At 54.0% G+C, this 25896-nt stretch carries 19 protein-coding genes; 6 read left to right on the plus strand and 13 right to left on the minus strand.

The genetic code is table 11. The features are described from left to right. Positions 1–86 precede the first annotated feature (86 nt). The 6 genes from CKV68_RS06290 to CKV68_RS06315 all read right to left on the minus strand — a co-directional run bounded on the left by CKV68_RS06290 (position 87) and on the right by CKV68_RS06315 (position 8148). Positions 87–3389, minus strand: a complete 3303-nt coding sequence (locus CKV68_RS06290) for a choice-of-anchor M domain-containing protein (protein WP_095075822.1) — start codon at positions 3387–3389, stop codon at positions 87–89. Between the two features lie 390 nt (positions 3390–3779). Beyond that, on the minus strand, positions 3780–4559 hold the full coding sequence (gene nagB, locus CKV68_RS06295; RefSeq protein ID WP_095075823.1) for a glucosamine-6-phosphate deaminase: 780 nt from the start codon (positions 4557–4559) through the stop codon (positions 3780–3782). A 12-nt stretch (positions 4560–4571) separates the two neighbouring features. Next, a complete protein-coding gene (locus CKV68_RS06300; RefSeq protein WP_013912634.1) occupies positions 4572–5723 on the minus strand; it encodes an amidohydrolase family protein in 1152 nt (383 codons plus the stop codon). A gap of 12 nt (positions 5724–5735) precedes the next feature. Continuing rightward, the gene (locus CKV68_RS06305) at positions 5736–6425 is read right to left on the minus strand and encodes an N-acetylmannosamine-6-phosphate 2-epimerase (protein ID WP_031269787.1); all 690 of its coding nucleotides are present in this window, start codon (positions 6423–6425) and stop codon (positions 5736–5738) included. Between the two features lie 38 nt (positions 6426–6463). Further along, a complete protein-coding gene (locus CKV68_RS06310) occupies positions 6464–7378 on the minus strand; it encodes an ROK family protein (protein ID WP_038622627.1) in 915 nt (304 codons plus the stop codon). Further along, complete coding sequence (locus CKV68_RS06315) at positions 7375–8148, minus strand: FadR/GntR family transcriptional regulator (protein WP_013912637.1); 774 nt, start codon at positions 8146–8148, stop codon at positions 7375–7377. Before CKV68_RS06315 ends, CKV68_RS06310 begins: the two co-directional genes overlap by 4 nt. A gap of 374 nt (positions 8149–8522) precedes the next feature. Here CKV68_RS06315 and CKV68_RS06320 point away from each other — a divergent pair, with 374 nt between their 5' ends. From CKV68_RS06320 to CKV68_RS06340, 5 genes are all read left to right on the plus strand, one after another. Next, on the plus strand, positions 8523–10145 hold the full coding sequence (locus CKV68_RS06320) for an ABC transporter substrate-binding protein (RefSeq protein WP_013912638.1): 1623 nt from the start codon (positions 8523–8525) through the stop codon (positions 10143–10145). 413 nt (positions 10146–10558) lie between these two features. After that, entirely contained in the window at positions 10559–11524 is a 966-nt protein-coding gene (locus CKV68_RS06325) for an ABC transporter permease (RefSeq protein ID WP_013912639.1), read from the plus strand. Beyond that, positions 11524–13557 carry a dipeptide/oligopeptide/nickel ABC transporter permease/ATP-binding protein gene (locus CKV68_RS06330; RefSeq protein WP_013912640.1) on the plus strand — a complete coding sequence of 678 codons (2034 nt, stop codon included), beginning with the start codon at positions 11524–11526 and terminating at the stop codon, positions 13555–13557. Before CKV68_RS06325 ends, CKV68_RS06330 begins: the two co-directional genes overlap by 1 nt. Further along, positions 13554–14387: an ABC transporter ATP-binding protein gene (locus tag CKV68_RS06335; RefSeq protein ID WP_013912641.1), complete on the plus strand. Its 834-nt coding sequence runs from the start codon at positions 13554–13556 to the stop codon at positions 14385–14387. The genes CKV68_RS06330 and CKV68_RS06335 overlap by 4 nt, the downstream gene beginning before the upstream one ends. Before the next feature lie 26 nt (positions 14388–14413). Beyond that, the gene (locus CKV68_RS06340; RefSeq protein ID WP_095075824.1) at positions 14414–15337 is read left to right on the plus strand and encodes a dihydrodipicolinate synthase family protein; all 924 of its coding nucleotides are present in this window, start codon (positions 14414–14416) and stop codon (positions 15335–15337) included. A gap of 113 nt (positions 15338–15450) precedes the next feature. On the opposite strand, the gene CKV68_RS06345 is transcribed toward CKV68_RS06340, so the two are convergent. The 4 genes from CKV68_RS06345 to gabT all read right to left on the minus strand — a co-directional run bounded on the left by CKV68_RS06345 (position 15451) and on the right by gabT (position 20380). Next, a complete protein-coding gene (locus CKV68_RS06345) occupies positions 15451–15867 on the minus strand; it encodes a hypothetical protein (protein WP_013912643.1) in 417 nt (138 codons plus the stop codon). Positions 15868–16310: 443 nt separating this feature from the next. Further along, on the minus strand, positions 16311–17561 hold the full coding sequence (locus CKV68_RS06350; RefSeq protein WP_095075825.1) for an aromatic amino acid transport family protein: 1251 nt from the start codon (positions 17559–17561) through the stop codon (positions 16311–16313). Between the two features lie 19 nt (positions 17562–17580). Continuing rightward, positions 17581–19035 carry an NAD-dependent succinate-semialdehyde dehydrogenase gene (locus tag CKV68_RS06355; protein WP_095075826.1) on the minus strand — a complete coding sequence of 485 codons (1455 nt, stop codon included), beginning with the start codon at positions 19033–19035 and terminating at the stop codon, positions 17581–17583. Between the two features lie 10 nt (positions 19036–19045). Then, positions 19046–20380 carry a 4-aminobutyrate--2-oxoglutarate transaminase gene (gabT, locus tag CKV68_RS06360; protein WP_014836978.1) on the minus strand — a complete coding sequence of 445 codons (1335 nt, stop codon included), beginning with the start codon at positions 20378–20380 and terminating at the stop codon, positions 19046–19048. Positions 20381–20527: 147 nt separating this feature from the next. Between gabT and CKV68_RS06365 the strand changes: the two genes are divergently transcribed. Further along, a complete protein-coding gene (locus CKV68_RS06365; protein WP_014836979.1) occupies positions 20528–22075 on the plus strand; it encodes a PucR family transcriptional regulator in 1548 nt (515 codons plus the stop codon). Positions 22076–22089: 14 nt separating this feature from the next. Here the strand turns inward: CKV68_RS06365 and CKV68_RS06370 are convergent, their stop codons facing one another. From CKV68_RS06370 to CKV68_RS06380, 3 genes are read right to left on the minus strand one after another with little or no spacing between them, the layout of a single operon-like run. Then, a complete protein-coding gene (locus tag CKV68_RS06370) occupies positions 22090–23454 on the minus strand; it encodes an NAD-dependent succinate-semialdehyde dehydrogenase (protein ID WP_038619685.1) in 1365 nt (454 codons plus the stop codon). Between the two features lie 12 nt (positions 23455–23466). Then, on the minus strand, positions 23467–24993 hold the full coding sequence (locus CKV68_RS06375) for an APC family permease (RefSeq protein WP_013912649.1): 1527 nt from the start codon (positions 24991–24993) through the stop codon (positions 23467–23469). Then, positions 24986–25894, minus strand: coding sequence for a universal stress protein (locus tag CKV68_RS06380; RefSeq protein WP_013912650.1), 909 nt, complete (start codon positions 25892–25894; stop codon positions 24986–24988). The genes CKV68_RS06375 and CKV68_RS06380 overlap by 8 nt, the downstream gene beginning before the upstream one ends. Positions 25895–25896 lie beyond the last annotated feature (2 nt).

Below are 25896 nucleotides of genomic sequence, written 5' to 3' on the forward strand. Positions count from 1 at the left end.
ATATTTTTGAAGTACGTCAGGTTTTTCGTTTTCAAAGATCAAACTACTCGTGACAAAACACCTGAGCACCCCCACCAACTCATATTTTAGAGTTCTTCTGCGCCTTTCATCCGGCGGTAGCCAATCGCCGCGAATCCTACGCCGACAAAAAGCATCGCCAATGCAAGTGCTATCTCAGGAGAAGCACCCGTGTTTGCCAGCAAGCTCTTTACACCCTTTTTAGGAGCGTTGTCGTTTTTGGCTAGAGCAGCTGTTTTAGAACCCTGGGTTCCTTTAGACGATGAGGAAGTGCCCTGTGCGCCTGTGGAGCTACTGCCGGACGTAGCCCGAATGGCCCCTTCACCGCCTACCTCAAAGACAATCGTCTCCCAGTTAGTCGCAGTTTCTCCGCTTGCAACCAAGCCAATGTTGATTGCCTTGCCATCAGAAGTCATGGCTTGCGTAGAGGTGCCCGACCCATTGGACACTGCACGCATCTTGATTTTGTACGTGCCAGGCTTGGTAAAGAACCAGTCAGCATGCTCATGGAATGGTTCTTCACGATCAATCACTGCTTTGCCACTAGAATCCGCAAGCTTAATCAGATCATTGGACAGGCTCGGAAGATGCCCAGCCCACCACTGTGCACCGTCTGGCATCGACTCTGGCTCAATCTCAATGTTCATTCCCTTGGGGAACGCATTGCGCACCTTGTTGGTGTCAAAGCCCGGCCACACCGCGTTGTGATCTTGAGTGTTGGGCAAGTAATAAACGTGGTCGCCCTTCTTTCCTAGGAATGCGGTGTCATCGTTCTCAGGGATGCCACGGTTACCCTTTTCACCGATGGTAAATCGGCGATTTTCTCCGACAATCAGCGCAACCTTATCCGGATGGTCAAGGTTATGCCCACCATCAGAGGTGGCGTCGTGTTCCCGCTTTACATCGTCGCCAATGTAGAAGCCCAGTTTTCCGTCAACAAACGCCGGGCCGAAGTCTAGGTGGCCGTCGACAAGCTCACGACGTCCATCGCTTCGGTCTTTCTTAGCGACGGGCTTAGAGGTAGGACGCGCCGAGGAATCTTGCTTGGGGGAGGTGGTGTTCGAGTCACCGGTCGTACCCCTATCCGGCTTACCCGGTTTCTGAGCCTCAGACCCTGGGGTGTTGCCAGCAGAGGCGTTAGAATCGCGCACGTCAAAGGTGAGAGTTACCGGCTTGCTCACCTCGTCCCAATCGTCTTTGACCACCACGTCCATCGTGTACTTACCTGGCTTGGTAAACACCCAGTTGAGGTGACGATGAGTTGACCCCTCCGCCTTGTACGCACGCTTCCCTGTGTAGTCTCCGATCCGGTTCTCGGACGAGTGAGCATCGCCGCTGTATGCGACCCATTTTCCGCCTTGAGGCGTGGACTTCGGTGTTATCGTGAACTCGTAATCGCCCTCAGTCTCAGCGTAGATCTCCTCGGTGCTAAAGCCCGGCCATACAAGACCGGTTTTTTGAACCTCCGGCAAAACATACACCCGCTCGCCCTTCTTGGCGATGTCTTTTATGTCTTCTTTCAGCGCAGTTTTTGCCGATTGCGGCACCACAAACGTCACCGAATTAGGATCGCGCAGAATGGCTTTGGAACTGTGCTGACCGCTTTCGTCTTTAACCACCACGGCCAAGGTGCCGTCGATCTCCTTGGGTGAAATATCCACGTGTCCTTTGGAAATTTCGACCTTTTTCTCGCTCAGAGTTCCCGATGAAGCCTCAGACTCTTCATCATTTTCAGGCTTCTTGGGGTTCGGCTTAGACGGCTGCTCCGTCTTTGGCTCTTCAGAACTTTCATCGTTCTCATCGAGGTCTTCATCTTCCGCCGAATCCTCAGAATCCTCCGTGGTTTTTCCACTACCAAACTTAACGGTAGTCTCCTCGAGCGGCCGATACTTCCCCTTGTAGGAATCGATGAGAGTTGCTTTGCCTGGAGCTTCAGTGCGCGAGCTTGGGACAATATCTAATAGCAGCTGGTAGTTATCGCCCTCACATCCATCAACATCCTGCCAACTGGTTCGATTACCGGGAGCGCTAGTAAACGTGATGGGACATTCAGCGGCGCGATCCTTAGGTACGCTCGTGAATTCTTTCCCAGACTCCTTCTCATAGTATCCACCCACCGCATTGACAGTCAGGGTGTCATCTTGAGGCTCTACCGTGAGGTCCATGCTTACAGTGTCTTTGTGAAGCTCGCTCGTTGAGACTGCAACATCCAGGCTTGTCGGTGTGATGTCCTCTAGATCGAACTTCTCAAGCTCCTCGTCTTTCTGAGGCTCGGGGAACTCGCCTTTTTCTTCCGTTGAGTGTGATTCTTCACCGGTCGCATGCTCGAGCTCTTCGGATACCCACGCAGGACTCTGAGAACCTTCACCTGGGATATAAACAACTTGGAACTTGGATTTCAGCCCGCCGATCATCTCCGACCACGTAGCCTTGCCCTCTTTCACGGGAACCTCGGCCAAGTAGTAGCCGTCGATATAGAAAACGGCATGTCCGGAGTCTTTGGTGTTTCCAGTTGTAAAGTCCAGCTTGGTTAACAGGTCTTTATCTGTTCCACCGGATTTACCGGTATCGGGAGACATGGTGAACTCGGGCTTGAAGCTCTCCGACGCATCGTCGTTCGCAGAGCCCGAAGCCTCATAGGCTTCTTTTACATCCCCCAACTGCGCATCAGCCGGATTTGAGCCGCCCACCTGCCAAATAAGTTTCTGCGGTTCAGAGGCTATAAATTCTCCATCTGTTCCCCGTGCAGAAGCTCGGTAGCTAATCTCATATCTACCAGGCCGGGTAAAAGTGGTGGCATTGTGCGTATGCGTTCCTTTTTCTACCCATGTGGAACGGTACCCAGCATCATGCGAGGACCATAAGCGTTGAACTGGAACATCCTCGCCGCTGTACATGAAGAGTTCCATCTTGCCTGGGCCATTAAAATCTACGATGTCCAGGTTGAAGGACTCATCACGGAACTTCTCAGTAGGAAGCTCGATCGAGGCTCCAAAGCCCGCCCAAATGGGCATGCCGTCAGAAGGGGAGCCGTGCGCGGGACCCCCGTAGTACATGAGCTGGCCTTCTTCCCCTAAGAATTTTAGGCGCTCGTCATCTGGAACATTCCATGCATAGAGTCCGCGATCAACTTTTCCTTTACTGACCCAGTTGATTGTTTTCTCTATCGGAATCATTCCGCTGCTCTTTGAGACCAGAGAAAAATTGTTGTCTTGCCACACCGCATGCGGTGAATCAACATGCACTTGGGTACGAACGGTGAGGGAATCGTTCGAGTCTGCGTTCGCGGAGGGAACGGGGATGACGCTTGAAGCGATAAGCCCACCGACGGCTAAAAAGCCCAGGCAGGCTGCCGATATTCTTCTAGGCACGGGGGATCCTTTGTTAAGTTATTGAAAACAACACCCTTTAAGCTAATGAGAATCATTTTCTACGTCAACATCCTCCCCATAAGAGGGAGAGATCACCTGAAACATCAGCTCTCGCTGCCCCTCACAAGACAGCTCCGCACGTGAAGCCATCTCATTCCACCCCTTGTAAAACACCAATAATTGACAACACAACAACCCCACTGCCCGCCCCTACATCTCACATAACCTAAGCGTGCCGACGTACCCGTCCTCACTACTGCCGCACTTCCTCCATGCCCGCCGTTACCGCCTCCTTATATAGAGGCGGCTTCTACAGATAAACGAAGAAAACGGTTCTAGGTTCTCGCGCCAACTAAGCCAACTAAACCAACTCAGCCAAGCAGATACGGCTTAAAACTTCTGCCATTCTGGCTTATTGGCCAATGCATAGTTGTAGTACTCAGTGTTTTCGAGCTTGCTAGCAGCTGCTTCATCCAAAAGCACGGTTACATGCTTATGCATTTGCAGGGCCGAAGCAGGGACCATTGCACTGACGGGTCCCTCCACCATCGCCTTGACTGCGTCGGCCTTGTTCTCACCAAAGGCCAACATGACAAGATGTCCAGCTTCACAGATTGTGCCGATACCCTGAGTCATCACATGATGCGGCACTTGAGATTCATCGTTATCAAAGAACCGTGAATTGTCTCGTACGGTGTCCGGGTGCAAGGTCTTAATGCGGGTACGGCTTACCAAAGATGATGTCGGCTCATTGAACGCAATGTGACCGTCGGTTCCGATACCCAGCACCTGGACATCTACACCGCCTGCATCGCGTATCGACTGATCGTAAGCATCAGCGGCAGCACTTGGGTTTTCCGCTGTGCCATCGGGGCTATGAACGGCAGCATCGTCGATATCCACATGAGACGTGATCTCCCGACGAATAGTCTGGTAATACGTCTGCTCGTGGTCGCGAGGCAAACCCACATACTCATCCAAAAGGAATGCCTGGCATTGAGCAAAGGATAATCCTTCCTCCCGGTGCCTGCGCGCCAGCTCAGCATAGGTGCTGCCCGGCGTTGAACCAGTAGCCAGTCCTAGGGTCTTTCCCTGCCTGATATATCCCTCAAAAATGTCCGCAGCGATAATTGCCGCTTCTTTGTGGGTGGGAGTAATGACGATTTCCATGGTTACTGTCTCCTAAAAGTCGAGCTTTTGCCCGTTTTCATAAACCGCAACCACATCAAAGTCGTTGCGGCACACAACAAAGTTTGCTTTCTTACCCACGGCAATATCACCGCGATCATTGAGCCCCAAAAGGCGATGTCCGCTGGTAGAAGCCCGAACCACATCAACCACGCTATGGCCCGCGGCTACTTGTCGCCGTACCTGATCGATTACTCGTGACGTTCCTCCCGCGATAGCGCCCTGCGAGCCATCCTCCGTGCTTAAGCGCGCGACGCCATCAATAACCGTGACAGCGAGTGCTCCGAGAATGTAGTCTCCATCCGCTTTACCTGCGGCACCCATCGCATCGGAGACAAAGGTGACATTCTCCGACCCCACAGAATCCAGAACCATGCTCACGGTATGGTCATTCAGGTGCACCCCGTCCGCAATCAGCTCAACATGAGCCAAGGAACGCGCAGCAGCACTAATAAATGCGGCCGCAGGTCCCGGCGCGCGGTGATGAATAGGCGGCATGGCATTGAACAGATGCGTTGCAGTAACTACAGCCCCACGTTGTTCGGCATAGCGGATCATGTCCATGGTGAGCTCAAAGTCGGCATCTGTATGCCCCAGCGACACGACCACGTTGTGTTCCGCGCACATATCAACGAGCTTCCGCGCATGAGGGGTTTCCGGCGCAAAGGTCATCGAGCGTAAGAAACCGCGTGAGGCTTTGATCATCTTTGCAAATAGTTCTGGGTCACCCCCAATAATCGCGGCGGGATCTTGCGCACCACAGCGACAACTATTAACAAACGGTCCCTCCGCATGGATACCTGTTATCTCTCCATCGCTAGCCAGCTCAGAAAGCAGACTCAGCTGCGGTAACAACACCTCCTCTCTCATGGAGACGGTGGATGCGAGCAGCGTGGTAGACCCATGTGCACGGTGATGCCGAGCAGCCGTCACGCAACCCTCGATTCCTGAGGTAGGAAATGATTCTCCAGCTCCTCCGTGGTTGTGAATGTCGGCGAGCCCCGGAAGGATGATCAGCTCGTCGTCTAGCTTTCCATCCGGCGCTGGGACAATCGCGGTGATTACTCCCGTTGCGTCATAGTCGATGCGATGCCCTTCTAGCACGCCGTCAGCCGTGACTACGGTTCCTATGATGGATGCGGTCATGAGTTCTTGCTCCTACTGAGCTGCCGCGGCAAACTGCGTAGTGATCCACGCAGTATCGGTGATCGCGGTGCCTACAATCAAGGCGTCGGCTCCAGCTTTCCGTCCCTGCTTCACATGCTCGGGGGAGTGGAATCGGCCTTCGCCGATGAGGAATACGTCTGGACCTAACTTCGCACGGATTTCCCGAATCAGCTCCAGATCTGGCCCTTCCGTTTTCTCGCGATGCTCCGTATATCCGGCCAACGTTGTAGAGATAATGTCAGCGCCTGCTTCATGAGCTGCCACTGCTTCCTCAGCAGTCGCAATGTCCGCCATCGCCAGTCCACCCAACGCATGAACTGCAGCCACTTGATCAGCAAAGGTAGATCCGTCTTGACGTGGTCGGAAGGTGGCGTCGATAGCTGCAACCGTCGCGCCCGCTTTAATCACATCTTCCGCAGACTTCACCGATGGAGTGATATAGACGCCCGTATCACCTTCTTTGGTGAGGCCAATAACGGGAACGGACACAGTATCCACAATCGCCCGGATATCTTCGAGTCCACCGTAACCACCACAGCGTATCGCTGCAGAACCTCCTTGCTCAGCAGCTTTAGCAAGAAACGCCATCGTACGGGTGTCCCGTAGTGGGTGACCGGTAGGCGCCTGAGCAGAAACGATAAGTTTGTTGTTGACCTGTTGGATGAAGCTCTTAAGGTCCATCATGAAAAATTCCTTACTTATGTAGATATTTTGTTGATTCAGCCCTGGGTCTTACCCAGGTATGCGGCGCCCACGATGGGAGCATGAGTACCTAATTGCGCCTGGATAACCGGCACCTCATTGATCGGCGGAATAGCGCCGTCTCTGACCCCACGGGCAAAGGGATTGATGATGGCATCGCCAATAGTGCCCACGCCGCCGCCAACGATCACCGCATCCACATCAATGGCGCTGATAAACCCGCCTATCGCAACCCCGCAGGCAAAGAGGTGTTCCTCAATCACATCCCGTGCGTATTCCTCGCCGGCATGGTACCGAGACATGATCTCGTGGAGGTCTACAGCTGGGTTCTCCGCATGTGCGTTATAACAGGATGCAAGTCCAGGTCCGGAAGCAAAAGACTCTAATAGGGCTGCGGAACCATCCGGGAGCCGACCCCACAGGCAGCGCAGCTCTCCGGCGGTAAAATGCGGCGAGGCAACAAGCTCGCCATCACGCACGAGCGCCCCTCCGACACCAGTACCCAAGCTGACAAACAAAACGTTGTCAAAGTCGTGACCAGCACCGTAGACGGATTCACCCAACCCCATAACGCGGACGTCGTTATGCACCGCAATGGGAAGCGGGAATTGTCCCCTCAAAGTATCTGCGATCTTAGTCCCCGCCCAACCCTGCATGGTCGGTCCCGAGGACACCACCTCACCCGCTATGGGATCAATGACCCCTGGCGCACCGATCCCTATGGTGGACACTGCGACGGGGGAGGCGTCGATAAGCTCTTGAATAATGCCTGCGACCTCGTCTATCACGTTTGTTGTAGGGGTAGGTCGGCGGCGGTACTCAATAACGGTAGTGGGGTCCGAATCTGCAACAATGCCAGCCGCTATCTTGGTCCCGCCGATGTCCACGCCGATACGCACGGCCGCTTGCGTTTCACCGCTTTTGTCAATCATGATGCTTGTTCCTTATGAGCGTCGTCGGAACCGGTGGCGTTACCACGTCGAGCGAGATCTTGCTGCTCCCTTTTCTTCCTAATCACACGGAGCAATGGACCGTAATGTTCACAGATCAGAGCGCAATAACCGTCTGCGTCACCGCTATGAAGCGCTTGAATCATTTTCGAGTGCGCCTCCACGGTGTCTTCCATGTCCTCCGGATCACCGAGGCCAAGGACTGGAACCACTTTGGTGTGTATCTCCCAGAGAGCCATCGACATTTCCCGCATCAAAGGGTTGGAGAGTTTTTCAGAAATCACCTTGTGGAACTGCCAGTCTTCTTCCACAAAAGACTCCTGGCGCAAATACTTTTCCCGCATTGCTTCCACGATCCGGTCTAATACCTCAGTGGACTGTCCCTTGTAGGAATTGACCAGTTCATCGGCATTGGCAAGGTCCAGTGCGATGCGCATGTCTACAACATACGAGAGGTTTTCCAAGGCAAGTTCCTCGTTCAAGGTCAGCCGTAGCACCATTCCATTAATCAGAGGGGCCAGCGACATATTCCCTACAAAAGTTCCGTGCCCATGACGGATCTCAACAACATCAAGAGAAGCGAGCGTTCGCATAGCCTCGCGGACGGAAGAACGTGATACTGACAGGCGTTCACAAAGCGCCGCTTCCGAGGGGAGGAGGTCCCCCGGAGAGAGATTATTATCACGAATGTAATCTTCAATTGCCGCCGCGGTAGGGCTCTTTCCCACCGCCGGACTCACGTGTGAATTCATCTTTTCTCCTGTTCGTCTGCGACCAACCGAACGTACTGATAGGCCGATAAACACGCCTCTTGACTACCAAAAATAGCTCGTATCTGCAGTTATTCAGCGTGAGAGAATATTTGAGTGCTGGTTTCTGTGTGCTGCGGTTTTCCTAGCAGCAGAGGATCCGCATCCTCCCACACATGGGGTATACAACGGGGGAGAAACAGGCATGATCACAGTGCTGTTTGGCAACTTCTGTTGAAATCCTAACACAAAACCTAGCGGACGTCAGACGTCTGATGTATTCTTTGGAATGACCCGCAACACGGCAATTGCCACCTATCCAAGCTGGTCGCCGCAGCAAGACATCTTGTACGCACACTTGGGGAAAGGAATAACCCATGAGCAATGCTTCAGAAAAAAAGTACACTCGCCGTGATTTCTTTAAGATCACTTCCGCTTTCGGCGCAGCGGCTGGTTTTGCAGCCACCCTCTCCGCTTGTGCTCCTAAGGGGAATGACACCTCGAGCCCCTCAACAGGCGCGAGTGCCGGTTCGCTGAACAAGGATGGCACCATCACGGCAGCCATCTCTTACGAGCTCGGAACCAATGGCTACGACCCTATGTCCACCACTGCAGCACTCACCGTTGCAGCAAACTGGCACACCATGGAGGGCCTCACAGAGCTCAACCCAACCAATGGCGAACCCTACGCAGCATTGGCAAAGGAACTACCTAAGAGCGAAGGTAAGTCGATCGACGTTATGCTTCGCGACGGCGCAAAGTTCCACGACGGAACCCCCGTCACCGCCGACGACGTTGTCTTCTCCTTCGAACGTGTCCTCGATAAAGCAAATAAGAGCCTGTACGCATCCTTTATTCCTTTCATCGAGAAGGTTACAAAGAAAGACGACAAGACTGTTACCTTCACCCTTAGCGAGGAGACCGGTGTCTTTGCTAGCCGTCTCGCAGTAGTCAAGATCGTCCCCAAGGCCGCAGTCCAAGCAAACCTGGACAAGTTCGCTGCTAACCCCATCGGGTCCGGCGCCTACAAGATGACCGACAACGGCGGCACCTCCAAGACCATCAAGTTCGAGCGCTTCGAGGACTACAACGGTCCAAAGCCAGCACTTGCTAAGAACATGGTCTGGCAGATCATCCCGGATGCGTCCACCCGTACCAATGCCATCCAGTCCAAGACAGTTCAGGCTATCGACTCCATCCCTTACCTCTCCATTGAGCAGCTGAAGTCTAGCTCCTCCGTGGAATCTGTTCAGGGCTTTGGTTTGTTGTTTGCAATGTTCAACAACGATAAGTCGAATCCTTTCAGCGATGTAAAGAACCGCCAAGCATTCCTCTATGGCGTGAATATTAACCAGATCATCGAGACCGCTCTCTTGGGTCAAGCAAGTCCGGTCACCTCGTTCCTACACAAGGAGCACCCGCAGTATCACGAGGCCAAAGTTCAGTACGCTTATGACGCAGAGAAGGCAAAGAAGCTCTTCGCTGAGACCGGGCTCAAAGAACTACGCATGCTGTGCACCGACCACGACTGGGTAAAGAAGTGCACCCCGCTGATCCAAGAATCGCTCTCTGCAATCGGCATCAAGGTTGACTTCACCGAGAAGAAGTCCTCCGATGTTTACAACACCATCGACGGCAAGCCAGAAGCATACGATGTGGTCATCGCCCCTGGCGACCCCAGCGTCTTCGGCCTCGATCCCGACTTGCTCATGCGCTGGTGGTACGCCGGAGACACATGGACTGAGTCTCGCATGCACTGGAAGGGAACTCCTGAGTACACCAAGCTGCAGGAAATCCTCGACGCAGGTCTCAAGTCCACAAATGCCACTGAGCAGAAAAACAAGTGGAACGAAGCCCTCGACCTCATTTCTGAGAACGTCCCGCTCTACCCGCTGTTCCACCGCAAGGTGCCAACCGCATGGGATGCTTCCTCACTCGTCGATTTCAAGCCAATCTCTCTGACTGGCCTGAACTTTGTCGGCGTTGGTTCCACCAAGTAAAAGCACCTTCTTCCTGTCCCAGCCAGCTGCACTCAATCCATAGATTTCCCTATAGAAAGCGCGCTGGTTGGGAGGGGAGAACTCCCACGTTGCCTAATACATTTGACGGCAGCCGTACCTTGTACGCTCTGCTCAACATCTCATTAGGCGCACAATAACTACATAGCATTCCTCATGTTGAGCCCACTGCTCACAGGGCACAACACGCAAGGCCTCATACTCGAATCCCACGGGCTGAGATCTTATGTGACCCACCCTTAGGCCACTATCGGCCGCAAAGAACAACGGCGCTACCTATAAAGACTCTCTCCGAGCACCTACCTTTCCCGCGCCACCCCCTGTAAAGATGAGGCTCCCTCCTACCCGGTTGAGCCTTTGTACACGTACATCGCACGAAAGTCAGGACATTTACTATGTCTAACCTGCTACGACTGATCGGTCGGCGTTTGATCGCGCTGCCCATCATGATCCTTGGCGTGACCTTCTTGGTGTTCTTCATCATGTCCTTCAGCCCTGCCGACCCCGCTCGTCTGGCGCTAGGAGAGACAGCTTCTTTGGAAGCACTTGAAGAATACCGTGAGTCCCACGGCCTCAATGACCCCCTGTTGGTGCGGTACTACCACTTCCTTATGGACATGCTCCACGGTGATCTTGGTACCACGACTGGTAGCGCCCCCGTTACAGACGTCGTCGCAAAGGCATTCCCGATTACGCTGCAGCTCACCTTCTTAGGTTTGATTATCGCTGCCGTATTCTCTCTCGTCTTTGGCGTCATCGCAGCCCTTTATCGCGACAAGTGGCCCGATCAGCTCATCCGCATTGTCTCTATCGCAGCACTGGCCACCCCGTCTTTCTGGCTGGCTATCCTGCTCATCCAGTGGTTGGGAACGATCCCTGGCGCCTGGGGATTCTTCCCCGCGTTGATCACCTCATGGGTAAAGTTCACTGAGGATCCCGGCGTCTACTTTAATAATCTGTTCCTCCCAGCTGTGGCCTTGGCTGTCCCCGTTGCCGGCTCGCTTACTCGCGTGGTGCGCACCGCTATGGTGGAGGAGCTCGACAAGGATTATGTGCGTACTGCCATCGGCTCCGGTATCCCTAAGGCTGAAGTCATCTCGCGCAATGTTCTCCGTAATGCGCTCATTACCCCTATCACGGTTCTGGGCCTCCGCGTTGGTTACCTCATGGGTGGTGCGGTGATCATCGAGATCATCTTCAACATCCAGGCTATGGGTCAGCTCATCCTCGACGGCGTTACCCGCAACGATGTTTACCTCGTTCAGGGTGTTACCCTCACCGTCGCTATCACGTTCATCATCATCAACATCATCGTTGACATGCTTTATGTGCTCGTCAACCCACGCATCAGGAGCATCTAATGCGACGCAACCTGACTGAAAAACTCGAAAATCGCGCAGGACAGCGGTTCGCCGGAATTCGTTCTTTGCCTGTTACTTCCAAGGTAGCGCTGACGTTCCTTACGTTGGTCGCGCTCATGGCCATCTTTGCACCACTCATCACTGCATATGATCCGTTGGCTTCTTCCACTCCAGTTCAGCCGCCAAGCAGTGAACACTGGTTTGGTACCGATGCCATCGGTCGTGACATCTTCGCCCGCGTGGCCTACGGTGCCCGCGCATCTCTGATTATCGGTCTGTGTGCCACTGGCGCAGCGCTCGTCGTGGCTGCGGTCATTGGCTCTATAGCAGCGACTGCTGGCAAGGTTGTCTCTGAAGTTCTGATGCGCATCTTGGACATCATCATGTCCTTCCCCGGCATCGCTCTTGCAGCTGTGTTCGTTGCCGTCTTTGGCACGTCCATCCCGGTCTTGGTCTTTGCTATCGGATTCCTCTATGTTCCACAGCTTTCCCGTATCGTGCGAGCTAATGTGCTCAGCGAATTCGGCGAGGATTATGTCTCTGCAGCCAAGGTTATGGGTGCTCAGATCCCTCACATCTTGATCAAGCATGTTGCTCGCAACACGATCGCCCCGATTGCCGTTTTTGCCACAGTGCTGGTTGCAGACGCCATCGTGTTCGAGGCTTCCTTGTCCTTTATTAACGCTGGTGTGAAGCCGCCTTCACCATCATGGGGCAACATCCTCGCTGATGGTAAGCAGCTCCTCCTTACCGGTTCCTGGTGGCCTACATTCTTCCCTGGCCTCATGATCCTTGTGACGGTGCTTGCGCTGAACATTCTCTCCGAAGGCCTTACCGACGCCATGGCGTCCCCGCGTATCAAGCTCACCGCGAAGGTCTCCGACAACGACCCCAGCATCGATACCCGCAATACCCTCGGCCAGTCCACAGAAAAGGAAGCAGCTCACTCGCTCAATACTTCTCTCGCGGCTCTCCGAGATGCGGAAATGAGCGAAGATCGCCGGCTGGTTTATACCCGCGGCGAGGCACCACTGATTGAGGTCAAGGATCTCTCCATTGCCTTCCCTGCAGCGCACGGCGACGTGAGCATTGTGGATAAAGTGAACTTCACTGTGTCACCGGGTCAGACGATGGGACTCGTGGGCGAGTCCGGCTGTGGCAAGTCCCTGGTCTCTATGGCCATCATGGGTCTGCTTCCTCCCACCGCCAAGATCACTGGTGAAATCCTCTTTGATGGCAAGAATCTTCTCGATCTCAAGCCAGAAGAGCACAATGCCCTCCGCGGACATGACATGGCCATGATCTATCAAGACGCCCTGAGCTCTTTGAACCCGTCGATGTTGATTCGCACGCAGCTGCAGCAGCTGATCCGCCGTGGCGGAAAGCGCACTGCAGAAGAGCTGATGGAGCTCGTTGGTCTTGATCCGGTTCGTACCCTCAAGTCTTATCCGCATGAGCTTTCCGGTGGTCAGCGCCAACGTGTGCTCATCGCCATGGCTCTTACACGCAACCCGCGCCTGCTTATCGCCGACGAGCCAACAACGGCTCTCGACGTGACCGTGCAGCACCAGGTCGTCGATTTGCTCAACGACCTGCGCGAAAAGCTCGGCTTCTCCATGGTCTTTGTCAGCCACGACCTCGCCTTGGTGGCCAAGCTAGCCCACAAGATCACAGTTATGTACGCAGGTCAGGTCGTCGAGCAAGGCAATACCCGCGAGCTTCTTTCCAATCCTCAGCACGAGTACACCCGGGGCCTCCTGGGTGCGGTGCTGTCCATCGAGGCTGGCGCGGATCGTCTCTACCAGGTACCGGGAACCGTGCCAAGCCCCCGCGAATTTGTTATCGGCGACCGCTTTGCGCCACGGTCCAGTCACCCAACCATTGGTTTGGATCAACGTCCACTTCTCCGACTTGTTGATGGTTCAGAGACCCACTGCTTCGCCGCCACAGACGCATTACTTGCACTGCGCCGCGAGGAAGCAATCGCTAGCAGCAACCTCGATATTGAAGGTTTGGAAGGTGAAATCCGATGAGTAATCCCCAGATGCAGCAGCGCAACAATCTCACGGGTCGCGACAGCGATGCTCCCATCATTGAGCTTCGCGACGTCAACGTGATCCACAAAACACGCACAGGAAAGCTCTTCCGCCCCGAAACCCTTCACGCAAACAAGGACATCAACTTCCACGTTGATCGTGGCCAGGTTGTTGGCATCGTTGGTGAGTCCGGCTGTGGTAAATCCACGCTAGCCCGAGTCATGGTCGGTCTGCAGAAGCCCACCAGCGGCGAGGTTTACTTCCGTGGGGAGAAAATGACAGGACGCGGTCACCAGCGCAAAGAGTTGGGTCGTGCCATCTCCGTCGTTTTCCAGGATCCAGCCACTGCGCTGAATCCCCGTATGACGGTCAAAGACCAGCTCCTCGATCCCATGCGCGTGCATAAGATCGACGACGAAGCCGGCCGACTCAAGCGCGTCCGCGTTCTCCTGAGCCTCGTGGGCCTCCCACAATCCGCTCTTGATGTTCTGCCCCGTCAGATCTCTGGTGGACAGCGCCAACGCGTGGCTATTGCCCGTGCGCTTGCGTTGGAACCGGATGTGATCATCGCTGATGAGCCTACTTCTGCACTTGACGTCTCGGTGCGCGCACAGGTTCTCAACCTACTCACCGACCTACGCAATGAATTGGGACTCGGCCTCGTGTTCATTTCGCACGATATCAACACCGTGCGTTATGTCTCCGACCGCATGTGCGTGATGTACAAGGGCGAGATTATTGAGGAACAACCCACCGAACTTCTCTTCTCTCAGCCTCAGCAGGAATACACAAAGACGCTACTTGCAGCAACGCCGTCCCTCCTCTAAATACGTTTTAAGAATCGAGTTTTACCATGTCTTCCATTGTTTCCGGTATCGTCCCACCAGTTCTCACGCCGCTGCATGCGGATCGCAGCCTTGACCTGGAATCGCTAGCACGTCTTGTTGAGCACCTCATTGGTGCTGGTGTTGACGGCTTGTTCGCACTGGGTTCCTCCGGCGAAGTCGCATTCCTTAGCGATGAAGATCGCGGCATCGTGATCAACGAGATCGTGAAGCTGGCTAAGGGTCGCGTACCCGTGTACGCCGGTGTCATTGATACCCAGGCCAACCGTGTAATCAAGCATGTACGCCAGGCAGAGACAGCTGGCGTGGACGCTGTGGTCGTCACGGCCCCCTTCTACGCCATCTGTGGTCCCAACGAGATCGAAGCACACTTCCGCGCTATCGCCGAGGCCACCGATCTCCCCATTATCGCCTACGACATCCCCGTCTGCGTGCATTCCAAGCTGTCTTCAGAAATGCTGATCAAGCTCGGCAAGGACGGCGTTCTTGCAGGTGTCAAGGATTCCTCTGGTGACGATGTTTCCTTCCGCCGCTTGGTGATGCTCAACAAGGCAGCCGGATCACCGCTGACCCTGTTGACTGGCCACGAGGCAGTCGTTGATGGCTCTTTCATTGCTGGTGCCGACGGTTGCGTTCCCGGCCTGGGCAACGTCGATCCCGCTGGCTACGTCCGCATGTGGAAGGCTGCTCAGTCCGGCGATTGGGAGACTGTACGCACTGAACAGGATCGTCTCGCCGCACTCTTTGAGATCGTCTTCCAGCCACGCGGCAAGGTCGGACCAGCTGCCGGCGTCGGCTCGTTCAAGACCGCCCTTGAGCTCATGGGCGTGTTCTCTTCAAACTTGATGTCCGCACCACTCGCGCCTATCGACGACGCCGAGTCCCGCGATGACATCGCAGCAATCCTGCGCACTGCAGGTCTGCTGGGCTAATAAGCTCCGCCCTTACCAGGCGGAAACCGGAAAACAAGCTCACCGCCTCCTTTCCTGAAGATTCCACACAAATATCAGGCAGGGAGGCGGTGAGCCTTTTATATTCTCAAATTTTATTTCACGGTCGCGTTTCGAGCTACGGTGAAATCGTCATTAGCAACTACATAAACCACAATCTGTCCTGGTTTGACCACTTGCCCTGAGGGAAGTGTCAGAGTCTGCGTTCCCAGCTCAGTTTCTCCGGTAGGGGAGAATGGGGAACCTTTAACCCAGGCATTAATTGCATCTGCAGACTTCTGGGTTCCGTAGAACTTATAGCCATAGCTAAAAATGTGGCGATCTTCCGCAGGACCAACATCGCCTAGAAAGTCTGGCTTAGCATGCCGGATTTGTGCCCTAGCCTGATCGTCAAGGGTAGCGATAGTGGTGATGGGCGCACCGGTGAACTCAGCTGCCATAGCGGTGGCGGGGACTCCGAATGCAATACCTAGTGCAAGAGCGGCAGGTACGATTCTGGTGAGCTTTTTCATAAAAACCTTTCTGGTAAAAATTCAGGGCCAGTCTTTTACACGTGGCCCTCATGGAGAATCATGTTGTGTAAGAACTCTTTGCGAGTGACAACACTGTAACCAGAGGTTTTGCCTTACGTACAGCCTTAAAACCTGTGCGTTTTCCTGTGAGAGACCCTAAAGCTAAGCCAAAAAATAATAGGTTTCTATATAAACGAGAATTGCAGACAATCAGAATAAGCTATTTATTGAATACAATCGTTTGCCCAACCATAGGAAACTGTATTTTTACTGGAAGAAGTCTGGCAGAAGGTTGGAAAAATATATCATTTTTCTTCCTGAGCCCTACAGATAACTAGCAGGAAAAAATTTCCTTGGAGGATCACACTATATCGACATAATCATGCAGCTCAAAGCAGTTTTTTATGGAATTTTGTCCAAGGAAAAATTTTGACCTCATCCCGTCAGATTCCCACTAAAGACCACAAGGAATAGGCAAACGCGGCACAATAAACCACCACAATGGCCAACTGAATCAACGGGTAAGCCTGCCACGTAACCTGCCATTCAGGGTTACGATTACCGTTTTTCCTAGCAGCTCGGAGTAGCAAAACCGGGATGATAGACATGATTGCACCAGCAAAGCCACCTGCATATGTCAAGGCAGCCACAAACCCTGTAAAGCCGGCAAAGAAGATCACAAGCGGCGGAATCACGGTAAGAAGCAAAGCCGCAATTCTCTGCCAACCTGTTTCCCTCCAGTGGAAGATATTCAAGACATTGCGCATCGTCGTAAAGCCAATCGCCAGAAACGATGTCAGCATGGCGCACAAGGCAAAGATATTAGCCAGGTAAAAAGCCACAGTGCCCAGGGAGTCACCCCAAGCAATGGTGATCACTTCCGTGACATCGGTACCCAGCAAACCGAGCGCAGCGAAGGGGACAAGCGCCAAGGTAAAACCTGTGATTCCCATCCCGGCTACAACGGCGTGCGGTATGGCGTTCGGATTATGATCGCGTAATCCGCGAGCGAGTTCCGGCACCACATATTGAGCGAGAAACGTGAAAACCGCGAGATTCATAATGGGAATGATGAATGCAGGATTCAGCACCACCACATTGGCGATGGTGATACCCGGACCGATAAACGTCCATCCGCACAAAACGATGGTGATCAGCGCCATCGCTGTCGTGATAGCACCTTCCGCGATACCTGTAGCATGCAACCCAATCCACATCACCGCTGCACCCACAATGAAAAAGATGACTGTTCCCAGAGTCGGCGAGACCCCAAGAAGGTTATGCAGGAGTGACCCCGACCCCGAGGCATAGGCAATCAGAGCCCCGATCCCGTTCACCATAATGGCCACGAACACAAGCCATCGACCGGCCTGACCGAGATACTTTTCTGCGAGACCCGAAAGCTGGAAGTCCTCTTGAGTTCGCAGTGCCACCTCCGCCACATAGAGCATAGAAAAGGTGGTCAACGTGCCCGCAATAATGAGTGCGATGACGAGTGATAGAAAACCACCATCACGGGAGGCATAGGGGATACTCAAAATACCCGCGCCGATATTTGTACCAAAAATCAATGCAATGCCCTGGGCCAGGGTAATCCTGTGATTATGGTGTTCTGGATGATGCCCGCCATGATTTGTGCGAGCTTTCCCAGTGCTGGGGGCCGATAACGTCAGGCCTTGCTTATTGAGGGGCATACAACTCCTTGTTTTCTCGCTATTGCCACGCCACGTAGCGGATATCTAAGTACTCAAAAATTCCTTCGACTCCGCCTTCTCGGCCAAAACCAGATTCTTTTACTCCTCCGAAAGGAGCGGCGGGGTCCGAAATAGCACCCCGATTGATGCCAACCATACCGGCATTGAGCTCGGCGGCAAGTCTTTGAGCAGTATGGACGTTCTCACTGAATCCATAAGCTGCCAGGCCAAACTGTGTCTGATTAGCCAGAGAAATCGCCTCTGCAAGATCAGAGAAGACCGTTATCGTGGCCACTGGGCCAAAAATTTCCTCGTGCATGATGCGCGAATCCGGATCCACCTGGGTCAGGACAGTCGCAGGATAAAAATAGCCAGGGCCATCGGGAACCATGCCACCGCACTGAATGTGTGCCCCGTCTGAGACAGCATCGGCGACCAACTCAGCGATCCGGTCACGCTGCTGCTCAGTGATCATTGGTCCCAGCGTGGTCGACTGCTCTAGACCATGCCCAAGCACAAAGCCTTCCATCAGTGCGACTAGCCTGTGGGTGAATTCTTCTGCAATATCCTCGTGCACCAAGAAGCGGTTAGCCGCGATGCAGGCCTCTCCACCGTTGCGCATTTTTGCCTGTAACGCGCAGCTCACAACGAGATCGAGATCAGCATCTTTGTACACCACAAAAGGCGCATTTCCCCCCAACTCCATCGACGTCCTTTGCAAGGTGTCTGCCGATTGCCGGACCAGAGTTTTCCCCACGGGAGTCGATCCCGTAAACGTGACTTTACGCAGCCGCGCGTCTGCCATAAGTTCCTGCGATAAAGCAGCAGCACGAGTGGTTGGGATAACAGAAAACACCCCGTCAGGAGCATCATGGCGTTCTAATACCTCGGAGATCACCGCGCCGAGGAAAAGCAGCGTCAGGGGAGTCTCAGCAGCAGGTTTCACTATGACCGGGCACCCCGCAGCAAGAGCTGGAGCGATCTTGCGAGTAGCCATCGCTAGGGGAAAATTCCACGGCGTAATAGCCAATACGGGCCCTACCGGCGTGTGCGTTGTCAGGATGTGCCCGTTGCCACCAGGACCAGGGGAGAAGCGACCCTGCACGCGCACAGATTCCTCCGCAAACCACCGAAAGTACTCATTTCCATAGCTCACTTCGCCTTGGGCTTCTGCACAGGGCTTTCCCATCTCCAAGGTCATTGTCCGAGCAAAATCGTCACGACGCTCCTCTATCGCATGAAAAATCTCGTAGAGAACCTGTGATCGTTTTCTTGTAGACCACGCGGACCACTCAGCAAACGCTTTATCAGCCAGATCAAGAGCATGCATCCATTCCTTCGATCCTGCATCACTGACACGAGCGAGTTCTTTCTCCGTGGCGGGATCGACAACAGAAAAGGTCTCCGTCAGGTCCTGAACGTGAGTGCCGATACGCACCCCGGTGGGAATTTCAGGCAAAAGGACACTGTTCATGGCATTTCTCCTATCGCCCGGACTCTTCACATAGGGAGTCACGGAGAATTCCCAAGCCCTCACGCAGCAAGCTTTCGCTTATAACCACGGGTGGAAGCAACCGGATCACATTCCCGTCAATTCCACATGTCAGGATCAATATCCCCTGCTTCTTACACGCCGCCGCTACTCGCGCTGTGAGATCAGGATTAGGTTTTCCGTGGGCGTCGACAAGCTCTAGGGCTACCATTGCTCCGCGACCGCGAACCTCGGCGACCGTGTCCAGCTCCTTTGCCAAAGGATCGAGCACCTCACGCACGATGTCCTCAATGTCTCGTGCCCGCTGGCACAGATCCCAACGTTTCATCTCTGCAACAGCCGCTAACGACGCCGCACAGGCAATGGGGTTTCCGCCATAGGTCCCGCCCAGGCCGCCCACTACTGGAGCGTCCATCATCTCCGCACGTCCAGTGACTGCAGACAGGGGAAGCCCGCCCGCAATGCCTTTTGCCGTGGTGATCAGGTCCGGGACTACGCCTTCATGATCGCAAGCAAACCATTCACCCGTGCGGCAGAATCCGGCCTGAATCTCATCGGCGACAAAAACTACGTTATTTTCCGTGCACCACTGGGAAAGAGCAAGCAAAAAGCCCTGAGCCGGGACAATGAAGCCACCCTCGCCTTGAATGGGTTCGATCACCAGACAAGCAATATTTTCCGCACCGATCTGCGTCTCAATCATGTGAATCGCATCTGCTGCGGCTTCGGCACCGCTTTTGTTGTCGCGCAATGGGTAAGACATCGGCGCCCGGAATACGTCTCCTGCCAGGGGTCCGAACCCGGTCTTGTAGGGTTTGTTCTTTGCTGTCATTGCCATCGTAAGGTTGGTACGCCCGTGATAGGCATTATCAAAGACGATCACCGCTTGTTTGCCGGTATATGCGCGGGCAATCTTGATGGCGTTTTCTACAGCTTCCGCGCCAGAGTTTAAAAGAACGGACTTTTTTGCGTGATCTCCTGGGGTGAGCTCTGCAAGCATCTCGGCAACTGCCACATAAGACTCGTAGGGGGAGACCATGAAGCTGGTGTGAGTGAAGCGTCGTACTGCATCGGATACTGCATCCGCGACAGCCGGGTTGGAACCTCCGACGGTGGTTACGGCGATGCCGGAGGCGAAATCGATCCACGAGTTACCGTCGGCGTCGACAAGCACGCCTCCGTCGACATCCACAACGTAACCGGGCAATCCCGGGTTGAGCGCGCGTGCGACAGCCTTTTGTCTGCGTGTATCTAGTTCGGCACTATGTGGCCCGGGGGCCTCTGCCACCTTGCGAACCTGCGGGAGACGGTAAGTGAGATCTTTCATCATTCTCCAATCACGTTTGTGATCACGGACACTCTATCTGTGATGTGCACCAGTGTAAAAAGAAATACGTGATGCAGTACATATACAAAGTGGATAATTTTGCAAAGATTTATCGACATAAGGTCTAATCACAGCTAGAGTTTTCCTATGCCATCGGAGCAACGTCACACCACACCACTAGGGCAAGAATCCCTAACTCTCACCTGGCTTTATCAGCAAAGGTCTCTCAAACTCACTGAAATTATTGCCACTGACGTAGAGTTTTGCTCCGTCCACCCCACAGAGATGCCGGACCCCACCGAATTCCTCACACCCGGCGCGATCGTACTCACCACAGGAATTGCCTGGGCCACCGAGGCCGATGCCACCGACTATGTCTCACGACTAGCTTCCTGCGGTGTTGTCGCGATCGGTTTTGGCAGCGGGGTCATTTACCTACACCCACCTCAATCGCTCATTACGGCATGCACAGCACACAATATTGGGCTTTTCGACGTCCCCCGCGCAATCCCTTTCGTCTCCATCCAAGCGCGGGTACACCAGGAAATCCTGCGACGCCGAACCGTCGTCCAAGAATCACTGCATACAGCACAGGAAGCGCTCAATTCCGCAGCACTGCGCGGGGGAATAACCCAGCTCTTGCATGAGCTTGCGTCAAGCATTACTGCGGACGCAGCCTTAAGCGATGCAGCGGGAACCCTCATATTCTCCCCAGACAATGACCGCTATGACGTTGCGCAGCGCGCACGCAGGCTTATCCAGGAGGAAAACATCAGGACTGCTGTCTTGAACAGCGGAGATGTGGTCACAATGACCCAACGTTTGAGTACTGGCGATAGTTTTTTACTGCTGGTTCTTGCTTCCGCCACAGGGTTTGACGCACGCGCGCGCAGTTTGATCAAACACGCCTCAGGACTCATAGAAATCCTTGCACACAATCATGGGAACGACTCCCATGAGGCAGAAAAACTAGCATTAGGCATCCTCGCCCAGCATCCACTCCTTACAGAAACTGCACAACATGTTTTATCCACACTAAGCAGTCTCGATAATGCCCTGCAGCTTGCCTATATCCATGCCGATTCCCCTTTAGCCATCACCAAGGCACTCAACCACCTAGCCAAATCGACCTCATCAACAACTGTCCCACACACAGTGGCTATTACCCTGGGCAATACCAGCGCCATCGCAGTGCATGCCGGCGCATCAGAGTCGTTGTTTATGCAGACTATAGGGCCGCACAATCAGCTACGCATCGCTTTTAGCGACCCCCTGACCCCCTCCGACATCACCCCAGAGCTGGTGGAGCGCCTAAGCGTCCAGGCACACAATCTGATGCTCGGCACCTCTAGCACAAGCACACACCACGATTCTTGGTTTAACCATCCCGAGTTCCTCCGACTCACAGCTACGCATAGATTGCGCACAATCGACACCTTGGACGAGCACGATTGCGCACACAATAGCGCCTACCGGGCAACGCTTGAGGCGTTTTTACGGCACAACGGCAACGCTGCTGCCGCAGCTCAACAGCTCGGCATCCACAGACACACCATGCGTAATCATCTCCACCACATCGAGGATCTCTGCTCTCTTAACCTTAACGATCCCGTAACCAGGGCCGAGCTTCTTCTCCTACTCATGAGCCATGGCGCTCATATAAAAGGGGATCGGCGACAGCACCCGACCCCCTAAGCACTACGTGCATGCTAGTCCTGCACGTAGTACAGCTGTTTGTTCACAAACTCATCCATGCCCAATGGCCCCAGCTCGCGACCAAAACCGGAACGCTTCACTCCACCGAAGGGCAGTTCAGCTCCTTCTCCCGCCGGAGTGTTCACATTTGCCATACCCACCTCTAGTCGCCTGGCAACCTGAGCTGCCCGCTCCGCATCTTGGGAGAACACCGCTCCACCGAGGCCAAAGAGACAATCGTTGGCCAGCGCCAACGCTTCGTCGTCACTTTCCACCTTGTACACCACGGCCACCGGGCCGAATAGCTCCTCGTAGTATTCGTCGCTTCCCCGGGGGACGTCGACAAGCACGGCGGGGGAGTAGTACGCGCCTTCTTCCGCCAGCTTCCCTCCAACAAGAAGTTTCGCACCTGCGGCAACGGCGGCTTTCACCTGTTTATCCAGGTTCTCCGCGGCTTCCCTCGACGACAGGGGGCAATACGTGTTCTCACCAGCCGTATCGGGTGTGGAACGCACCGACTGCTGTGCAAGAGAAACGAGCTCGTCGACGAACTCATCATATATATCGGCCATCACGATCATGCGTTTGTTGGAATTGCACGCCTGCCCGGTGTTATACATTCGGGTCTCCCACGCAGTGCGCGCGGCTGCCTTCACGTCTGCAGTATCCAACACAATATAAGGATCTGAGCCACCAAGCTCCAGTACCGCCTTTTTAAGGCTGGCTCCCGCTTTGGCACCCACGATTGCCCCGGCACGTTCGGAACCGGTGAGGGATACTCCCTGGATACGCGGGTCTTCGATGATCCGTGAAATCTGATCATGCGTGGCAAAGAGATTGGTGTACACACCTTCGGGTACCCCAGCATCATCCATAATCTGCTGCACAGCCAGCGCAGAACGGGGACAAATCTCAGCATGCTTCAAAATGATCGTGTTTCCCAGCATGAGGTTAGGGCCTACAAAACGCGCAATCTGATAAAAGGGGAAATTCCATGGCATGATGCCCACGAGCGGTCCTATTGGCAAGCGGCGCACCTTGGCAGTGCCCTCACCAGTGGGAATGCTCTGATCCTTGGCAAAGCTTTCGCCGTTATCCACGTAATACTGGATTATGTCCCCTGAGAACTCCGCTTCTTCGATTCCCTCTGAAAGCGGCTTACCCATCTCAGAAGCAGCAATATCAGCCAGCTCTTCCTTGCGCTCATGGAACAAATCAGCCACCCGACCAACGATCTGCGCGCGCTCCGCGAAGGACCGCGTTCCCCAATCGCGATAGGCAACAGCCGCGCTCTCTAGTGCTTTGTCCACGTCGAGATCCGTGGCGTTATCAAACTTCTCTACGATCTGATTGTTCACAGGGTTTTGGACTCGATACATCGTTGTGCTCCTTTATGTAGTGATCAAAGTGAGGTTTTCATCGGCGCGGGAGGTGTTGCGTTTTAAGGTCCTTCCTAAAAAGAAATCGGGGTGTGCAACGCGAGTAAAAATCATCAGAACAATGCCCATGACCAGGATGCCCATCCCCAACACAAAAACAGTTCCCATTCCCATCAGGGACGAGCCCGAACCATAGTTCGGGGACATCGAGTCAAACGCGGTGATAAAGAACATCACCAGGAGGAATCCTCCACCTAAAGCGGGGAAAAGGAATTTAAAAATGATGTTGTGCGCTGAGGTGAAGAGTTCCGTGCGGAAATACCAAATGCATGCCACCGCAGTAACCCCATAGTAGAAGCAAATCATCAGTCCGAGGGCAGAGATCGTATCCCACAGTGCATTCTCGGAAATGATACGAGTGATGGTGTAAAAAACTCCTGCGGCCACAGCGGAAGCAATTGTGGCCACGCTGGGGGTTCTAAACCGCGGGCTCACTCGACCAAAAGCTGGTGGCAGCGCACGATAATATCCCATAGCCAAAAGTGTTCGTGCAGGCCCCACCATCGTGGATTGCAACGAGGCAAAAGAGCTGGACAGGACTGCAATATAAATCAAGACTGCATAGTTTCCGAGAACGGGAAAGGACAAAGCTGCAAAGATAGAGGACTGATTCTCCGGGTTACCCGCTCCAAATCCCTGATCACCCGTTCCGGCCCACGTGACCACGGCTACAGCGGTAAGCAAATAGAGGAGAATAATCGTGACTACCGTAATGGTAGCGGCTCTACCAGGCGTTTTCTCCGGGTTCTTTGTTTCCTCATTCATGGTCAGCGTTACATCCCAGCCCCAAAACATGAAGATGGACAGCGATATGCCAGCAGCGACGAGGGAAAAATTGCCAATGTCTAGTGGATTGAACCACTGCATGGTGAACGGCGTGAAATCAAAACCACCATGATGATAGGCCCGGAAAATTGCCACAATATCAAAAACCACCACCGCAATGATTTGCACTGCTACCAGTACATATTGCAGCTTTTGTGTAGACTCCAGACCGCGATAAGAGACATAACCGGCAATCGCGATAAACGCGAGCGTCGTGGGAATATTGATCCACAGATTCCGTGTCCACTCACCAATCGCGGGGTTGCCCAGTATCTGAGCTAGCAAGAGATAAAAGAAGTCCACCGCTACGGCGGCTAGGTTGGAAAGAACCAGAATCGTTGCTGTGATGAGCCCCCATCCACCCATCCAACCAACCCAGGGTCCAAAAGCCTTTGTTGCCCATGTAAAGGATGTGCCGGAATCCGGGACTCGGTTGTTGAGCTCTCGATATGCAAACGCAACCAGCAGCATAGGGATAAAGCCCAACAACAGGATCGAAGGAACGTATTTACCCACCGCTGAAATGGTGGGACCCAAGCCCGACGTCAGCGTGTAGGTGGGAGCAATGCAACTGATACCAATAATCACCGCGCCGATGAGTCCCACACGGTTTTTTGCCAGTCCTTTTTCGGATTCAATAATGATCTCAGCCATCTGTCTCACCTCCCCTCATATAGCCATTGGGGATGACAACCATGGGCACAGGTATCGAGCGCAACATCCGGGAAGCCGTCGTTCCAATAAACAAACGCCCAGGAACAGCCAACCGCGAGGAGCCAGCAATAACGATCTCCCCGGGATCCCACGCAAGGTCTGATACCGCTTCTTCCACGGAATTCCCGCTGGCTACTACGGTGCTCGCTTTTCCTTCGTCAAGCATGTGCTGGGCTATATCACCCAGAACGCGGTCGGCATACTGCCGAATAGCGTTGGGGACATCGTTGCCTAGGCCTTGCAAGTCCGATTCTCCATGAATGACCAGAGACACTAGTCTCAGTTCCACGCCTCGTTTGCTAGCGCGATCAATGGCGTTACTTATCACATCCACGCTTCCCGAGCGAGGACCAAACATACAGGTAAGACGAGAAATCGGCCCTGGATATGCATACCCTTTAGGCGCCAAAGCAATGGGAACCGTTGCGGAATGCAACAGGGCGTTGACCGCGGCTCCCATGTGGAACCGGCTGAGTATCCCACCTTTACGTGCACCTACCACGATCATGTCGCAGTTCAGCTCCACTGCAGTGTCGTTCAGGGCTTTTGCCTCTGAGTCTCCCAACACGATTCGAGCTGTCGCATCAATGTCTTTAGGGATGCTTGCAAGGGCCTCTTCTAACCACGTTGCAATGTGCTCTTCCAGAATCGAGGAATAGCCTCGGTCATGCGGATATACTCCAGAAAAGGAATTGCTGAGGGGCGCGATCATCACGATGTCCAGACTTACGTCCCGTTCTTTAGCCAGAGCTATCCCGAGGTTGAGAGCATCTTTGCCGTAATCGGTGGCAACATAAGCGACCAATATCCGCCCTGAGGCGCGTCGATGGGGAAAGTCCATGG

This window comes from Corynebacterium ulcerans, assembly GCF_900187135.1.
Taxonomy (GTDB): domain Bacteria; phylum Actinomycetota; class Actinomycetes; order Mycobacteriales; family Mycobacteriaceae; genus Corynebacterium; species Corynebacterium ulcerans.

What these genes read in the sequence shown, in the direction of transcription:
- nagB (WP_095075823.1), bottom strand. Translation starts at nt 4,559, where the DNA reads ATGGAAATCGTCATTACTCCCACCCACAAAGAAGCGGCAATTATCGCT.
- CKV68_RS06300 (WP_013912634.1), bottom strand. Translation starts at nt 5,723, where the DNA reads ATGACCGCATCCATCATAGGAACCGTAGTCACGGCTGACGGCGTGCTA.
- CKV68_RS06305 (WP_031269787.1), bottom strand. Translation starts at nt 6,425, where the DNA reads ATGGACCTTAAGAGCTTCATCCAACAGGTCAACAACAAACTTATCGTT.
- CKV68_RS06310 (WP_038622627.1), bottom strand. Translation starts at nt 7,378, where the DNA reads ATGATTGACAAAAGCGGTGAAACGCAAGCGGCCGTGCGTATCGGCGTG.
- CKV68_RS06315 (WP_013912637.1), bottom strand. Translation starts at nt 8,148, where the DNA reads ATGAATTCACACGTGAGTCCGGCGGTGGGAAAGAGCCCTACCGCGGCG.
- CKV68_RS06320 (WP_013912638.1), top strand. Translation starts at nt 8,523, where the DNA reads ATGAGCAATGCTTCAGAAAAAAAGTACACTCGCCGTGATTTCTTTAAG.
- CKV68_RS06325 (WP_013912639.1), top strand. Translation starts at nt 10,559, where the DNA reads ATGTCTAACCTGCTACGACTGATCGGTCGGCGTTTGATCGCGCTGCCC.
- CKV68_RS06330 (WP_013912640.1), top strand. Translation starts at nt 11,524, where the DNA reads ATGCGACGCAACCTGACTGAAAAACTCGAAAATCGCGCAGGACAGCGG.
- CKV68_RS06335 (WP_013912641.1), top strand. Translation starts at nt 13,554, where the DNA reads ATGAGTAATCCCCAGATGCAGCAGCGCAACAATCTCACGGGTCGCGAC.
- CKV68_RS06340 (WP_095075824.1), top strand. Translation starts at nt 14,414, where the DNA reads ATGTCTTCCATTGTTTCCGGTATCGTCCCACCAGTTCTCACGCCGCTG.
- CKV68_RS06345 (WP_013912643.1), bottom strand. Translation starts at nt 15,867, where the DNA reads ATGAAAAAGCTCACCAGAATCGTACCTGCCGCTCTTGCACTAGGTATT.
- CKV68_RS06350 (WP_095075825.1), bottom strand. Translation starts at nt 17,561, where the DNA reads ATGCCCCTCAATAAGCAAGGCCTGACGTTATCGGCCCCCAGCACTGGG.
- CKV68_RS06355 (WP_095075826.1), bottom strand. Translation starts at nt 19,035, where the DNA reads ATGAACAGTGTCCTTTTGCCTGAAATTCCCACCGGGGTGCGTATCGGC.
- gabT (WP_014836978.1), bottom strand. Translation starts at nt 20,380, where the DNA reads ATGAAAGATCTCACTTACCGTCTCCCGCAGGTTCGCAAGGTGGCAGAG.
- CKV68_RS06365 (WP_014836979.1), top strand. Translation starts at nt 20,528, where the DNA reads ATGCCATCGGAGCAACGTCACACCACACCACTAGGGCAAGAATCCCTA.
- CKV68_RS06370 (WP_038619685.1), bottom strand. Translation starts at nt 23,454, where the DNA reads ATGTATCGAGTCCAAAACCCTGTGAACAATCAGATCGTAGAGAAGTTT.
- CKV68_RS06375 (WP_013912649.1), bottom strand. Translation starts at nt 24,993, where the DNA reads ATGGCTGAGATCATTATTGAATCCGAAAAAGGACTGGCAAAAAACCGT.
- CKV68_RS06380 (WP_013912650.1), bottom strand. Translation starts at nt 25,894, where the DNA reads ATGGACTTTCCCCATCGACGCGCCTCAGGGCGGATATTGGTCGCTTAT.